The sequence below is a fragment of the Pseudomonas kribbensis genome, from assembly GCF_003352185.1.
GTDB lineage: Bacteria > Pseudomonadota > Gammaproteobacteria > Pseudomonadales > Pseudomonadaceae > Aquipseudomonas > Aquipseudomonas kribbensis.
This window is the reverse complement of sequence record NZ_CP029608.1, coordinates 3,380,123-3,394,148: the sequence shown is the minus strand read 5'-3', so window position 1 is coordinate 3,394,148 and position 14,026 is coordinate 3,380,123. Positions and strand designations below refer to the sequence as shown.

General features: G+C 58.2%; 13 protein-coding genes and 1 pseudogene. All 14 read right to left on the bottom strand.

From position 1 onward, the window contains the following. Window positions 1-20 precede the first annotated feature (20 nt). Window positions 21-266: pseudogene (locus tag DLD99_RS15445) on the bottom strand (integrase); the annotation flags it as partial. Between the two features lie 221 nt (window positions 267-487). After that, a complete protein-coding gene (locus DLD99_RS15440; RefSeq protein WP_208647494.1) occupies window positions 488-916 on the bottom strand; it encodes a hypothetical protein in 429 nt (142 codons plus the stop codon). A 1,028-nt stretch (window positions 917-1,944) separates the two neighbouring features. After that, window positions 1,945-2,784 (bottom strand): NAD(P)H-binding protein, encoded by an 840-nt coding sequence (locus tag DLD99_RS15430; protein WP_114883366.1) that lies wholly within the window; start codon window positions 2,782-2,784, stop codon window positions 1,945-1,947. A 118-nt stretch (window positions 2,785-2,902) separates the two neighbouring features. Further along, on the bottom strand, window positions 2,903-3,574 hold the full coding sequence (locus DLD99_RS15425) for a TetR/AcrR family transcriptional regulator (RefSeq protein WP_114883364.1): 672 nt from the start codon (window positions 3,572-3,574) through the stop codon (window positions 2,903-2,905). A gap of 113 nt (window positions 3,575-3,687) precedes the next feature. After that, window positions 3,688-3,972, bottom strand: a complete 285-nt coding sequence (locus DLD99_RS15420; protein WP_114883362.1) for a hypothetical protein — start codon at window positions 3,970-3,972, stop codon at window positions 3,688-3,690. An 87-nt stretch (window positions 3,973-4,059) separates the two neighbouring features. Next, a complete protein-coding gene (locus tag DLD99_RS15415) occupies window positions 4,060-4,290 on the bottom strand; it encodes a hypothetical protein (RefSeq protein WP_085710047.1) in 231 nt (76 codons plus the stop codon). Window positions 4,291-4,410: 120 nt separating this feature from the next. Further along, on the bottom strand, window positions 4,411-4,641 hold the full coding sequence (locus DLD99_RS15410; protein WP_114883360.1) for a hypothetical protein: 231 nt from the start codon (window positions 4,639-4,641) through the stop codon (window positions 4,411-4,413). A gap of 71 nt (window positions 4,642-4,712) precedes the next feature. After that, window positions 4,713-6,350 (bottom strand): ATP-binding cassette domain-containing protein, encoded by a 1,638-nt coding sequence (locus DLD99_RS15405; RefSeq protein WP_114883358.1) that lies wholly within the window; start codon window positions 6,348-6,350, stop codon window positions 4,713-4,715. Between the two features lie 144 nt (window positions 6,351-6,494). Continuing rightward, window positions 6,495-7,523 carry a DNA topoisomerase IB gene (locus tag DLD99_RS15400; protein ID WP_114883356.1) on the bottom strand — a complete coding sequence of 343 codons (1,029 nt, stop codon included), beginning with the start codon at window positions 7,521-7,523 and terminating at the stop codon, window positions 6,495-6,497. 72 nt (window positions 7,524-7,595) lie between these two features. Further along, the gene (gene modC, locus DLD99_RS15395) at window positions 7,596-8,675 is read right to left on the bottom strand and encodes a molybdenum ABC transporter ATP-binding protein (RefSeq protein ID WP_114883354.1); all 1,080 of its coding nucleotides are present in this window, start codon (window positions 8,673-8,675) and stop codon (window positions 7,596-7,598) included. Between the two features lie 3 nt (window positions 8,676-8,678). Next, entirely contained in the window at window positions 8,679-9,359 is a 681-nt protein-coding gene (gene modB / locus DLD99_RS15390; RefSeq protein WP_114883353.1) for a molybdate ABC transporter permease subunit, read from the bottom strand. Beyond that, window positions 9,360-10,127: a molybdate ABC transporter substrate-binding protein gene (gene modA, locus DLD99_RS15385; RefSeq protein ID WP_114883351.1), complete on the bottom strand. Its 768-nt coding sequence runs from the start codon at window positions 10,125-10,127 to the stop codon at window positions 9,360-9,362. A gap of 176 nt (window positions 10,128-10,303) precedes the next feature. After that, the gene (locus DLD99_RS15380; protein ID WP_114883349.1) at window positions 10,304-11,365 is read right to left on the bottom strand and encodes an NAD(P)H-dependent flavin oxidoreductase; all 1,062 of its coding nucleotides are present in this window, start codon (window positions 11,363-11,365) and stop codon (window positions 10,304-10,306) included. A 108-nt stretch (window positions 11,366-11,473) separates the two neighbouring features. Beyond that, entirely contained in the window at window positions 11,474-13,921 is a 2,448-nt protein-coding gene (locus DLD99_RS15375) for an autotransporter (protein WP_114883347.1), read from the bottom strand. Window positions 13,922-14,026: the final 105 nt, after the last annotated feature.

Sequence of the window (14,026 nt, the reverse complement as noted above, 5' to 3'; positions counted from 1 at the left end):
ATCACTTTCTTGCCCTTGCGATTCCGGATGTCCCGCTCGTCCATCATGCGGGTGTCTGTGACCCTTTGACCGGTCAGGTAGGTCAGGTCCATGGCGTCCTGTAACCCTGGGTCTGCTTTGTCGTAGACGCGTGTGAACAGCTCGTCTTCAACGTAGGTGTCCCGGCCGGTTTCTTTGTTGCCCTTGATGCCTGAGCAAGGGTTGGCAAGCGAGGTGTAGCCTTTGTCCCGGGCGTATTCCCAGATCGCACTGAGCAGGGCTTTCTTTCCGGGATGAGCTTGCGTAGAGCTGACATGGTCGTCTCCAGAGTGGCGGTGTGTTGATCCAACAAAACTCGGATGCACTCATCTACTCCGCTGGTTGCCGTTAGGCGCGAAGGGAAGTGAATTCAGGATTGGTCGCGAGATTGATGACTAGCTGCGCAGACTCACTGCGGTACGACACGCAGAAAAAAGCCCGCAAAAAGGCGGGCTTCAAGGGGTAGTCGTCAGAGGCAGTCGGATTTGCCTATCTGAAATTCGACTACCGGTGAACTGGTTGAATCTTTGTAGAGGAGGTCAATGGAAAGACCCGATTTCACGAATTGCCCCAAGCCTTTTTCATTACAAAATGCAGAAGCTGCAAGCGCTCTTGCGTCCTTGGCGAACTCATCAACATCAATTTCGTCTTTTGTAAATTTTCTGAGCGTGTAGGAGATACGCATGACCTCATCGCTGTAGGTCACAGAATCGACGCGAGTTGACTCGTCAGATACTTTTCCGGACTGGGCGCCCATGATGAGCGCGAGCCCTTTGAGCTGGCGTTCCCGCTCTTCCTTTTTCTCTTCCGGGGCAGATTGTGTGTGCCATACCTGAGCCAAGATAAAGAGCAACGCCGTTGCCGAAAAAAAGATTATCAATCCGCGATATTGTTTCAACTGAGATCACCATAGCAAAAGGCCATTGCTTATTTGACCATGCCGGTAACACCTTCTCAAGTTGGAGGAGTTGCTCTCTGAGGTCCCAATGAATTCGAATGCGATACCCTCACCGCAGTGGGGCGGTGAGGGTATCGCATTCGGTTGGTATCGAGGAAAAATCGGAGTTCGGCGGGTCGTTACTGGGAATTTGTACAGCAGCTGAGGCGGGGCTCATTGTGAAGGTTGGTGGCCAGGGGCTATCATTGGGGCTTCTGATTTATACCCAAGGAAGGTCGGTGAAAAAAGCTCTCTTCTGTGCCGCGTTATTGCTTCAATCTTGCAGCTCCCAGGTTCCCGCCCCAGTATCCCCGAAAGTTGAATTTGTGAAGGTGGATTACGATCCTGCAACTATGTCGAGAGTCCGTGTTTACGCCGGAGTTTCATTGCTAGAGGCGAGTTATAGCGTCGGATATTCCTGCGAAGAGTTGAGTGCCGAGTTACCGGTAAGACCAAAGAATAAACCTCGTTCAGAGGCGCATCTGCAGCGTGTACAGAGCAACTCAAAACTCAGCATCGGGATGCCCAGCTCATGGAGGCTCACCAACGGAACTGTTCCGAATGAAAAAATTTCGGAAATGGTGATCCCCGCTGGCAAACCCTTTGTAGTGGATATCAAATATGTCGGTGACGGTCTTTGCATGCCTCCTGCGAAGATATTCATTCCCGAGCCCGGGGTAGATTACGAGGCTCATTTGATATGGATTAATCAGGCCGGGAAGCGCAACTCTTGCGTAACAGTCGCTCACAGGCTAGACGACCTCCCACCGATCCAGCTTCCTACGATAAGATCAGGCACATGCGTTCAGCCGCACCCGGCCGAGAAGAAATGGGTTACACGCTGGGATTCGAAGTAAAGTTGATCCGGTTCCAAGCAACCGCCTGTATGCATTCAGTGCCAAGTCGATAACCTTGAATATCAAAGGCTTGCATGACATTTCTCATGCAAGCCCTTTTTCTTTGCTCCGCAAAAAATCCCCGCACTTTTGTCATTCCCGAGCATTCCAGACCCCGGTCGAAGCCGTGCGTCTGGCATAAGCACTGAAGTTATTGGCTGTTCGTCCCAAGGCTTGCCTTACCCCATCGGCAACAGCGGTATTACGCCCGTCCAGAACGGTGGTGAAGAGATAAAGCACCAGATCAACCCAGGGCGCTGGCAGTTGCGCATTTTCAAGTTCCTTGCGGTAACTCTCCGACGGCACTTGTATGAACTGGATATCGCGCCCTGTTGCCGAGCCGATCTCCTGAATTGCCTCAGCGAAGGTCAATGCTTTTGGCCCGGTCAGTTCAAAGAGTTTTCCAGCATGTCCGGGTTTTGTGAGTGCCTGCACGGCGACCTCGGCAATATCTTCTGCATCAACAAACGGTTCAGCGATATTGCCGACTGGCAACACGAGCTGACCTTCGATGATCGGCTCGAGGAAATGCGCTTCGCTGAAGTTCTGGAAAAACCAACTGGCACGCAGGACTGTCCAGTCGATACCGCTGTTCTGCACAATACGTTCAGCTTCTTGCGCTTCAATTTCACCGCGTCCTGACAGCAGTACCAAGTGTTTGACGTGGTGCTCGACGGCGAGCGAAACGAACGCCTGCAGAGTTTCCAAGGCGCCGGGCATGGCGAGATCGGGCTGATAGGAGATATAGACTGCGCGCGCGCCCGTCAGAGCTGCGCTCCAGGTTGAAGGATTGTCCCAATCGAATGGAATGGGTGCATTGCGTGAGCCTGGTCGAACCGGATGTCCTTCTTCGATCAGTCGTTTGCTGATGCGGCTTCCGGTTTTTCCGGTAGCGCCGAGTATCAGAAAGGATTGGGTTTCTGAGCTTGTCATGATCATCTCTCTGTTAACGTGAGCATCTCTCACAAAAAATACGATAGATGCTCACGTTATGCCGTCAAGAAAAGCCCGCCCTCAGCCGACGACAGGTCATTTGTTGAGCGTCACCGATTTAGGTAAAAGAATTGAGAGAGTCGGCGAGGGTTGGATGCAGTATTTCCCGAAGCGACATACGCTTGAAGGTTTCGACCAGTCGCTTACCTTCTGCCTCGGAGCAGGAAATGGCCAGGCGCATCGTTGATTCACCCAGTTGCCAGACCAGAAATGCCGCATCACTCACTTGTTGTTCATTGGCGTCAGGAAAGGCGCGCAGCACCGCACGGGTCAACATTTGCGCCGCGATGCGACTTTCCTGCAGTTCCAGATCCAGCAGCTGTTTGTCGGCCTGCATGCCTGACCAGATATCGCGCATGACCGGTTCTGCCGTGATGACCTGGTAGTACAGATCCAGCAGTTCCGAATAAGCGACTTCCAGCGATTGGGAATCGTGGACCTTCTCCAGAGCAACCTGAATGCAGCGACGGCTTTCGGCGTTGTAACGCTGCGCGAGGCTGAGGATGATCGAGCTTTTGTCTGGAAAATACTGATAGAGAGAACCGATTGATATCTCGCAGAGTGAAGCGATTTCGCTCATCTTCAACTGATCGCTGCCCTTGCTGGCGATCAGCCGTGTAGCCACGCCGAGAATCCGTTCCTGCCGTTCACGGCTGCGTTTTTGCGACGGATTGCGGCGAGGTGAGGGGGGCGCTCCGAAGTTGTCTTCAGGATCAAGGGATGTTTGCACGCTGAGTTACCGAAACTGGAACCGACAGGACTCACCATAGCATCGGCAGAGCTACACAGTAATAAACACATCAGCAGAAATGGGCCGAACAGACGGCCCATTGTGTTACCGGTCTAGACGAAGGCTTGCCCGGTAAAACCCCTTGGCAGACGCTGGAGGCCAGTCATCGCCGTCAGGCGTTCGATCCACTCGGAACGCCAACTGGATGCATGGTTCGTTGCCTTGGCATGGCGAGCGGCCCGGCGCGCCGCATTGCGCTGGTCCTTGCGTGCGTTTTTATAAGCGTCGGTGTTGCGGCAGCTGCGGCACTTGACGCGATTGAGTTCGGGGCTGGAGCTGAGGTTGTTGCCCTTGTGACCACAGGCCAGATGCCCGTCGACTTTGAAGTGAATGACCATGAGACGCCTCCTTGGTGACGTGTAAAGGGTTTGACCTTTCACCACCAAGGACGTTCTTTTTTGCAGGCATTGTGCGAATCAGGTGGATCACCTGAAGCGTGGCAGCGGCCGATCGACAGGTTTGAGCGACGAGAGGGTGCTGCGAATCAGCGGCGTATCCTTTTCGATGTCGTTCAATCGGTCGCGGATGCGCAGGGCGGTCGGGTGTCCGCCTTGATGATCGACCCAGTCGGCGATCTCTTTGCAGGCTGCGGCAAGGCGTGCCTCCCGGGCCTCGAGCAAGGTGAGGAGAGTGGTGATGGACTCTCTTTCGGACATGGAACACCTCCGTTCAGGAAACCGCTCTGAGGCAGCAAAAAGCCCGCGAAGCGCGAGCTCTCTGCCGTTGGGGCGCTGCTCCTTCAGCTGGTTTGAGTATAGACCCGTAAATGACAGCTATCAGCCCGAAGACTCACAGTCCGTCACTCGTGAGCTGACGGCATTCAGTCGCTGGCATTCTCGCCGGGCGTCCTCTTCCAGATCGTAACCATCCCCGATGAAACCGCCGGTACGCGTGTCACTGATGCGATACCAACTGGTGGCCTCGGCGGGTTCGTGGAGACTTTCTCCTGCGCGGCGACCGTGAATGATGATCTTGTTGCAACGCTTCACGACGAATATGTCTTCCATGGCGTCACCGCAGCTGATTCATATCAGATCTACTATAGAAGCCCTGACAAATCGTGCAAAAAATAGTCAGGTCAGTTCGTCGGTTGAAGTAACCAACCGGAACGGTGCCAGTTCAGAAAGTGTGTCGGTTCCAGCGCCTTGAGGAAGTCCTGGTCGTGCGAAACGGCAACTATCGCTCCCGGAAATCTCTGCAAAGCTCGTTCGAAAGCTTCCACCGAGGGCAGGTCCAGATGATTGGTCGGTTCGTCCAGCAACAGCAATTGCGCGGGGTCTGTTCTCCACAATGCCAGCGCCAGTGCGGCTTTCAGGCGTTCGCCACCGCTCAATGAAGCGCAACACCCCGTGGCGCGACGAGCATCCAGTTGCAGGTGAGCGAGGTTACTGCGCAGCGTACCTTCGTCCAGTCCCGTGCCCTGCGTCATCAACTGTTCGGTGATCGAGCGCTGATCGTCCAGTTGGGCCAGTTGCTGATCAAGAAACGCGAAAGGAACGTGAGTCGTGGCGACTCCGCCGATTGGTGCCCATTGCCCGGCCAGCACTTTCAGCAGGGTCGATTTGCCGCACCCGTTGGGACCGCTGACAGCGATTCGCATCGGACCACGGATCACCAGGCTCAGGCGGCTCGTTGCTGCTGCGCGGGGCAGCCACGGCAATCCGGCTTCAATCAGTGTGCAAACCTGACGATTGTTCGGCACGGTGCTTCCGGGCAGGTTGACCAGCACACTGTCGGCGGGTTGTACCTTGGCGTATGCCTCCCGTACCTGGGCGTCCAGCTCGGACTTGCGTGCCTGATGGCCCTGCCTGACGTGCCCCATGATTTCCCGGGCGGCGCCTTTGATCGCCACATATTCGAAACTGGCAATGTTGGCGGTTTCGGCTTTGCGTCGGGAATTGGCTGCATGGCGTTGTATCGTGTCGTGTTCACGCCGCAACCGTACGTGTTCACGCTGGCGTTCGCTTCGGGCTTGATCGAGACGCGCTTGTGCCGCTGCCTGATGAATCCGTTGATGCTCACGGAACGCCGAATAATTGCCGCGGAAGTCATTTGCCTCCACGCCATTCAATTCGACAATCCGTTGCATGGCATCGAGCAGTTGCCGGTCATGGCTGACGATGATCAGCCCGCTGTGCCAGCGCGCCAGTGAGTTCATCAGCCATTGCCGTCCCGATGAATCCAGATGGTTAGTCGGTTCATCAAGGACCAGCAACGAAGCCTGACTCAAAAATGCGCCGATCAGTGCGACTCGTGCTTGCTGGCCGCCACTGAGTTGTTCGGTCAAGTCAGTGAGTGCGACCTCGGCCAGCCCGGCGTCATCGAGCAGGCGCCGCAATCGCTCCGCGAGATCCCATTGTTCGCCAATGAGGTCGAAATCCTCGAGGGATGCGCAGCCCTGGCTCATTCGTTCCAGGGCCTGAAGAGTGGCGGCGCTGCCGGTGGTCTCGGCGACCGTCTCGCCAGGTGCGGCGACCCAGGTTTGCGCTACGTAGGTTGTGGCCACTGTGCGCGTCACGCTGCCGGTGGTGGGCTGCCATTGTCCGGTGATCAAGCGCGCCAGTACGCTTTTGCCGACACCATTGCGCCCGACGATGGCGGTCGGCGTGTGATCGAATTTCAAATCGAGTGCATCGAAAATCGTCTCGCCATTGGCGAGCTGGAAACCTAGCTGATTCAGGGAGACGAGGGCAGGCGTACGCGAGACGTGAGTCATCGGCACCTCCAAAAAATGTCGTGAAAACAGACAAGCGCCCGGAAAGGCGTGTCGCGATTACATTTTTGAAGGCTTAGTTGTTCACTTTCTGCGGTCGTCCTTGGGAGGGGAAGCTCGATAGCCTAGTCGAGACGCTCGACCGCTTCAAGCCATGTCAGACATGCGCTCAAGAAATAGCGCCAAGGCGACTTCTTCCTTGCGCAGACCTTTGCGGATCCTCGGCTTTGGCAGCTCCGCCAGTGCGCCCAGCATGAAATGCTCCACCACGGCCGGGTGGATATAGCATTTGCGGCACACCGCCGGCGTGTTGCCCAATTGCCTCGCCACACCTTTGACCATCTCCACCACATGCCGCTTGGCCTCGGCTTCCGACTCCCATTGCAACTCCCGCAACACCGCCAGGGCGAGGGCGCTGCCGGCCCAGGTCCGGTAGTCCTTGGCGGTGAAATCCGCGCCAGTCAGGGTTTGCAGGTAAGTGTTGACGTCGGAAGAGCTGACGGTGTGCCGCTCGCCGTTTTCATCGAGATACTGAAACAGGTTCTGCCCTGGGATTTCCAGGCAGCGCTTGATGATCCGCGCCAGGCGCCGGTCTTTCACGGTGATCTGGTGCTCGATACCGCTCTTGCCGCGAAACTGGAACAGGATCGCGCTGCCATTGATCTCGACATGCCGGCTGCGCAAGGTGGTCAGGCCGTACGATCGATTGTCCCGTGCGTATTGCGTATTGCCGACGCGAATCAGCGTGGCATCGAGCAGCGTGATTACCGTAGCCATGACCTTGTCGCGGCTGAACCCCGGCGCGTCCAGCAGCACCTCCAGTTGTTTGCGCAGCTTCGGCAGCGCCATGCCGAACTCGCGCAGTCGCGAGTATTTGTCGGCATCGCGCACTTCGCGCCAGCGTGGGTGATAGCGGTATTGTTTGCGCCCGCGAGCATCGCGGCCGGTGGCTTGCAGGTGGCCGCGAGGGTCCGCGCAGATCCACACATCGGTGTAGGCCGGCGGCACAGCCAGCGCATTGATGCGTTTGATTTCATCAGGATCGCGGATGCGCTGGCCAATTGCGTCGAAGTAGCAGAACTTGCCGCGCAGCTTCTTGCGGGTAAGTCCCGGCTGGGTGTCATCGACGTAATGCAGGTCCGAAGGCAACACATCGGTCAGCGCAATATCGGGCATGGCGGGGTTCCTGGGCGGCAATCGGGCTGTTACAGCGATTGACCGCAGGCCCCGGCAGTCGTGCCGACCGATTTATGCCAGAACCGCGACAGCCTTGATCTGTGCCCATAATTGTTGGCCGGCATGTACACCAAGCTGGTCCCGTGAGTAGCGGGTAATACGGGCCAGCAGCGGCGTGCCGCCCGCATCGAGGCGAATCAGTACATGAGCGGCATTGTCGGCGGGCATTTCGCTGACCACCGTGACCGGCAACCGATTGAGGATGCTGCTGTGCTCGGTGTTATGCAGGGTCAGGCTGATATCGCGAGCCTGCACTTTGCAGCGCAGTGCCTGGCCGATCTCCATGGGGGAGTGAGTCACGCGAATGCTCAACAACGTGTCGGGCAATTGCAGGCAGAGCAATTGGTAGTCGTGATCGTAGGAAATGACTTGCCCCTCGATCACGACGCCAGCGTCATCGCCCATTGCCAGAGGCAAATCGAGGCGCGCCAGGGTTTCGCCGATGGGGCCGCTGGCCAGCGCTTTACCGTTGTCGAGCAGCACCAGATGATCGGCCAGTCGCGCGACTTCATCCTGGGCGTGACTGACATACAGAACCGGGATATCGAGTTCGTCGTGCAGCCGTTGCAGGTAAGGCAGGATTTCGCTTTTGCGCTGACTGTCGAGGGCGGCCAGCGGTTCGTCCATCAACAGCAGCTTCGGGCTGGTCAGCAATGCTCGGGCGATGCCGACGCGCTGACGCTCACCGCCGGACAGATGCTGGGGATGACGCTCCAGTAAATGGCCGATTCCCAATAGTTCGGTGGCTTGCGCCATGTCGACCCGGCGTTGATTCCTGGCAATCCGTTTAAGGCCGAATTGCAGGTTGGTCAGCACCGAGAGATGCGGAAACAGGCTTGCTTCCTGAAAGACATAGCCGAGCGCACGCTTGTGCGGCGGGACGAAAATGCCTTTCTCGCTGTCCTGCCAGACTTCGTCATTGATTTGCACAAAGGCGTTCGAGGCCCTTTCAAGTCCGGCGATGCAGCGCAGGCAGGTGGTCTTGCCGGAGCCTGATTGCCCGAACAATGCGGTCACGCCACGACCGGGCAGGTGCAAGTCAACATCCAGGCCGAAGCCTGAGTAAGCGAGTTTCAAGCGTGCTTCAATCATCGATCAGCTCCAGCCTGCGCGAGACTTGCGGCTGGAATAGAGCGCCAGCAACACCAGGAACGAAAACACCAGCATTGCTCCGGCGAGCCAATGGGCCTGTGAATATTCCATGGCTTCGACATGGTCGTAGATTTGCACCGAGACCACCCGGGTCTTGTCTGGAATATTGCCGCCGATCATCAGTACCACGCCGAATTCGCCAACCGTATGGGCGAAGCCGAGGATCGCCGCGGTAACGAAGCCAGGGCGCGCGAGCGGCAGGATGACGCTGAAAAAAGTGTCCCAGGGATTGGCGCGCAAAGTCGCGGCCACTTCCAGTGGGCGAGTGCCGATGGCGGAGAAGGCGTTTTGCAACGGCTGCACCACAAAAGGCATGGAATAGAGCACCGAACCGATGACCAGTCCGGTAAAACTGAAGGTGAGCGTGCCAAGCCCCAGCCACTGGGTGAAATGCCCAAGAAAGCCATTCGGCCCCATTACCAGCAACAGATAGAAACCAATGACGGTCGGCGGCAACACCAGGGGCAGGGCGACGATGGCCCCGATGGGGCCGCGCAGCCAGGAACGGCTACGCGACAACCAAAGGGCAATCGGAGTGCCGATGACCAGCAGGATCGCGGTGGTCAGGGACGCCAGTTTCAGGGTCAGCCAGATCGCCGCGAAATCGGCACTCGTCAGCGACATTTACAGCTGATAACCGTAGGACTTGATGACCGCAGCGGCTTTCGGGCCTTTGAGGTAGTCAACCAGTGCCTTGGCAGCGGCGTTGTCCTTGCCTTTGTTCAGAATGACGGCGTCCTGCTTGATAGGGTCGTGCATGCTCGCCGGAACGATCCAGGCCGAACCGCTGCTGACCTTGCCGTCCTTGTAGATCTGCGAGAGGGCAACGAACCCCAGCTCGGCGTTGCCGGTGGATACGAACTGGTAGGCCTGAGTGATGTTCTGGCCTTCGACGATCTTGGCTTTGGTCGCTTCAGTCAGTTTCAGTTTTTCCAGCACCTGGGTGGCCGCCAGGCCATACGGCGCGGCTTTCGGGTTGGCGATGGACAGGTGTTGGTATTCGTTTTTCTTCAGGACGTCGCCTTTGGCATCGACGTAACCTTCCTTGGCCGACCACAGCGCCAGGGTGCCGATGGCGTAGGTGAAGCGCGAACCTTTGACGGTGTCGCCTTCCTTTTCCAGTTTTTCAGGCGTGGTGTCGTCAGCGGAGAGGAACACCTCGAACGGTGCGCCGTTCTTGATCTGGGTGTAGAACTGCCCGGTGGCGCCATAGGCTGCGACCAGTTTGTGCCCGGTGTCTTTTTCGAAATCGGCGGCGATTGCCTGGATCGGTGCAGTGAAGTTGGCCGCGACGGCAACTTGCACTTCATCCGCCTGAACAGCGCCGACGGCGAATACCGCAAGCAGGGAGGCCAGGCAGGTAGGGGCAAAACGTGAGGCACGAATGGTCATGTAACAGCTCCGTTGTTGGCAGGTGCACTGGGCAGTTGTTGTTAGAGGGGTAGACTGCGCCGATGCGAGGGGGTGAATCGCTATATAGCTGAATATATAGCGAAATGCTTCCAAACGGAAAGTGCTGGTTTCAAGTGGGCAGGTGAGGGCATGGAATCCCTCGGTCTGCCGTGCCTTTACCGAGCGAGTTTCGCGAGCGCTCCTTCCGCCAGTTGCCGGGTCAGTTCAGCACTGCTCAACTCCTTGCCCAGTGTGAATGCCTGACCGGCCCACAGGTTGCTGAAGTCGGCCTCGTCCTTTGCGCGCAAGGGCATCAGAGCACCGCCGGCCAGCGGAAACGCCGGTGCCTTGGCCGACATTGGTCCCACTTCGCGCATCACTCGATTCAGGATTCCCCGTGCCGGGCGCCCGGTGAACAGGTTGGTGATTGCTGTTTCACTGTCTTTTGCCGTGCGCAGCGCCTTGTGATGAGAGGCGCTGACTTTGGCTTCCGGGGTAAACAGATAAGCCGTGCCGACCTGCACGGCCGATGCACCGAGCATGAAAGCCGCTGCGACGCCTCGTGCATCGGCGATGGCGCCTGCGGCAATCACCGGCACTTTGACCGCGTCGACGATTTGCGGCACAAGGGCAAACGTTCCGACCTGGCTGCTCAGGTCATCGTTGAGGAACATGCCCCGGTGCCCGCCGGCCTCATAGCCCATGGCGATGATTGCGTCGCATCCGTTCTGTTCCAGCCAGATGGCTTCATCGACGTTGGTGGCCGATGACAGGATTTTCGCGCCGGTGGCCTTGACCCGGTCCAGCAGGGATTTTTCCGGCAGGCCGAAGTGGAAACTCACCACTTCCGGGCGAAACTCTTCAAGCACTTCGCAAGCGGCTGCATCAAATGGTGCACGGTTGGATACTGGCGTCGGAGCGTCGAAATCGGCACCCAGTTCGCGGTAGTAGGGTTCCAGCAGATTCTTCCAGTCCCGTGCCCGCTGTTCATCGGCGGCCGGTGGCTGGTGGCAGAAGAAATTGACGTTGAACGGTTTGTCGGTGCCCTGACGGATAGTCTTCAGTTCTTCGCGCAATTTCTCGATGCTCAACATAGCCGCCGGCATCGAACCCAAGCCGCCCGCGTTGCACACAGCGATGACCATCGACGAGTTGGTGGCACCGGCCATAGGGCCCTGGATGATCGGCAGTTCGATGCCGAGCAGGTCAAGAATGCGCGTATCTGGCCATTGGTTCATGGAAAGGACTCCGAAGGACAAAGCAGGGCAGAGAAGCTGAAGCCGGTTTTTTTACCAGCAAAACCGGGTTCAGGGCCAGCCAAGATTTATAGTCTTGCGGGATTCGGCTCAGCGTCGATGAAGTCCGCCACCACCGCCTCCCCCGAATGAATGGTTCATGAACTGCGAGGAGTTGTGGAAGTTGTTCAACCGTTGATTGCCAACGTTACGCGCCGCCGAATCGCGGTTGAGGTTCTGCAACTGAGTATTGTTGTTGATCGGCGCTCGTGTCGTGCCTCCCTTGACCATCGACTGCCAGCCATCATCGGTTTTCTTGTAGACGTTACCGTCATGCCCGGCGTAAACGTTGTCGCCAACCCGCGCGGCGCCGCTGTTGCGCCCATGGATACCGCCGTACTGCGTGGTGTTGCCGGTGTTCGGGTTGTAGACGGCACCACGATTGGCCGTGACCTGAGTGCCATTTCGAACATTGCCGGCCGTAACACGCCCTCCGGCAATTGCACCGCCGTTGGGCCCGACCACTTCACCACTGCGGCCGGCTGCATAGTTGCCGGTGTAGACATTGTGTACCGCACCGCGCTGACCTGCCGTCGCAATCCCGGTCCGTGAGTTATAGGAAGAGCCGACCTGACCGGCCCAGCGGTTGCCGGTCCAGGCGTTGTAGCCCGCGCCATAGCGGCTGACCGTCGCCCGGTCGCCCCATTGCCGATAGATGTTGCCGGTAGTGCCGGCCCAGCCGCCCGGCCCCCAGGTCACGGCGCCGCCGTGATAACCGTAGGCTGCGCCTCCCCAGGCCAATGGCGCCGGATACAGATGTGGCCCCCACGCGTAACCCCAGCCGTAATTGCCCCACCATGGATAGGCGCCCCAGCCCCAACCCATGGCGACAGTGCTGCCGCCCCAGCTCCAGCCGAAGCCGAAACCGAAGGACCAGCCCGTCCATGGCGTATAGCGAGTGGCGACGCCAAAACCGTAAGTCACCGGCGGCCCGTACCAGACAGTGCCCACCCAGGGTGTGTACGGATAGCCCGTGCCGTAGACCACGACACCGGTCGCTGGATCCAGCGTCGAGCCTTGATAGCCCGGGGTATAGCCGACGACGACCGTGTCACCACTGGATTCATAGACTTTGACGTAAGTGAGGTAATGCATCGGCGAGTTCGGCGGAATCGAATAAATCACCGCTGGCACCGAACTGGCGACGGCCCACGGCCCGGTCACTGCGGTTGCGACGAACCAGATGCCGTTTTCCACCGCGTACCAACTGTTGCTGTCGACCCGGATGATCGGCGTCGCACTGTTGATCACATACTGAAGCGGGGTGCCGCTGATGGCTTTGAGTTGAGGTTCACCATCGAATTGCGGCGAAGTCATTTTGACCGCGCTTTTCTTGATCGCCGACGTCTGCGGGATCATGGCGGCAATGGCTGCTTCCTTGGCCTGCGGTGTCCCGGCGACCGAGGCTTTGACGTTCTCCTTCGGACTATCGTCAGGGATGTTGGCGAAATCTGCCGGCAGCTTGTCCGCCGGGGTAAATGTCCACGGTCCGTTCATGTCAGCGGCACGGAACCATCGGCCGGAGATCAGCACATAACTGTTCTGGTCACCGATTTCCTTGAAGATGTGCCCGGTGGTGTTGCTGACATACAGCAATTGCGTGCCCTGGATCGGCAGCCACTGCGGCGCACCGTCGGTGACGATCAGCTCGGTCGGGGTCATGGCCACGAAGATCTTCGGCTGCGGCGATTTGGCCAGACTCGGTACTTTGTCCTTCGGATCGCTTTGCCCGGTGAGCAGATCCACTTGCCGACTCTCGATCGCGGCTTTCTTGGCTTTCTCCAGATCCGCCAAGGGCGAGGACAGCAGGGTGTACGGCCCTGTCAATTGATCGGCAACCATCCAGCCGTCGAACACGTGCAGATAGTGTTTGCCCTGGGCGTCCTTGAGCAGCAGAGGACGAGTGTTGATGACCCGTTGCAATCCGGTGCCGTCGACCGGGCGATACGCGGCCTCACCGTCGATATAAACGAGCATGGCCGGCACATCAGAACTGATGATGGTCGGTGGCGTGTTTTCCAGGGGCGCCGTGTCGGCTTTCTGTTCGGCGGCCAGTACGCCGACGGCAGCCTCCAATTGATCCTGGGAGATGGTTTTCTTGCGTTTGGCCGCATCGTTTTGCAGTGTCGTGATCCACGTCTCTGCCTGGCTGGCGTCGGCAGGGAAATCGGCCTTGATGATCTTGTACTGGTCGAGCATGACCCAGCGGGTCGCCTTGTCGACCAGTGTGTGAGCGCTGAACTGGACGATCCCGTAAGTCGCCTTGCCGTCGGCATCGGTCGCCTCGACGGCGGCGCGGGCCTGCAAGGTGTAGCCGTCCCAGCTGTCGAGCTGGGGCTGGTACACGGTGAGTTTTGACTTGCCGCTGGTGATGACCTGCGGCCACGTCGGCTCAACGGCAGCGGCGTCTGCCTGCTTGGCCGCAGGCGCCGCCCACGCGCTGTTGAATGCCAATAGACAGAGCATCAGCCAGGCAAGAAAAGGGCGGGCGCGGGACATTGTCAGCTCCATCGACAAAGGCTTCTCGGGGATAACTGGAAGCAGTCGAAAAAGCATAGTCGCCCGATCTGGAATCACCCGGCGGATTCAGCGATTGGCGGAAAG

Excerpts from the sequence above, each read along its gene's own strand:
- DLD99_RS15430 (WP_114883366.1), bottom strand. The coding sequence starts at position 2,784 with ATGACAAGCTCAGAAACCCAATCCTTTCTGATACTCGGCGCTACCGGA.
- DLD99_RS15420 (WP_114883362.1), bottom strand. The coding sequence starts at position 3,972 with ATGGTCATTCACTTCAAAGTCGACGGGCATCTGGCCTGTGGTCACAAG.
- DLD99_RS15415 (WP_085710047.1), bottom strand. The coding sequence starts at position 4,290 with ATGTCCGAAAGAGAGTCCATCACCACTCTCCTCACCTTGCTCGAGGCC.
- DLD99_RS15410 (WP_114883360.1), bottom strand. The coding sequence starts at position 4,641 with ATGGAAGACATATTCGTCGTGAAGCGTTGCAACAAGATCATCATTCAC.
- DLD99_RS15405 (WP_114883358.1), bottom strand. The coding sequence starts at position 6,350 with ATGACTCACGTCTCGCGTACGCCTGCCCTCGTCTCCCTGAATCAGCTA.
- DLD99_RS15400 (WP_114883356.1), bottom strand. The coding sequence starts at position 7,523 with ATGCCCGATATTGCGCTGACCGATGTGTTGCCTTCGGACCTGCATTAC.
- modC (WP_114883354.1), bottom strand. The coding sequence starts at position 8,675 with ATGATTGAAGCACGCTTGAAACTCGCTTACTCAGGCTTCGGCCTGGAT.
- modB (WP_114883353.1), bottom strand. The coding sequence starts at position 9,359 with ATGTCGCTGACGAGTGCCGATTTCGCGGCGATCTGGCTGACCCTGAAA.
- modA (WP_114883351.1), bottom strand. The coding sequence starts at position 10,127 with ATGACCATTCGTGCCTCACGTTTTGCCCCTACCTGCCTGGCCTCCCTG.
- DLD99_RS15380 (WP_114883349.1), bottom strand. The coding sequence starts at position 11,365 with ATGAACCAATGGCCAGATACGCGCATTCTTGACCTGCTCGGCATCGAA.
- DLD99_RS15375 (WP_114883347.1), bottom strand. The coding sequence starts at position 13,921 with ATGTCCCGCGCCCGCCCTTTTCTTGCCTGGCTGATGCTCTGTCTATTG.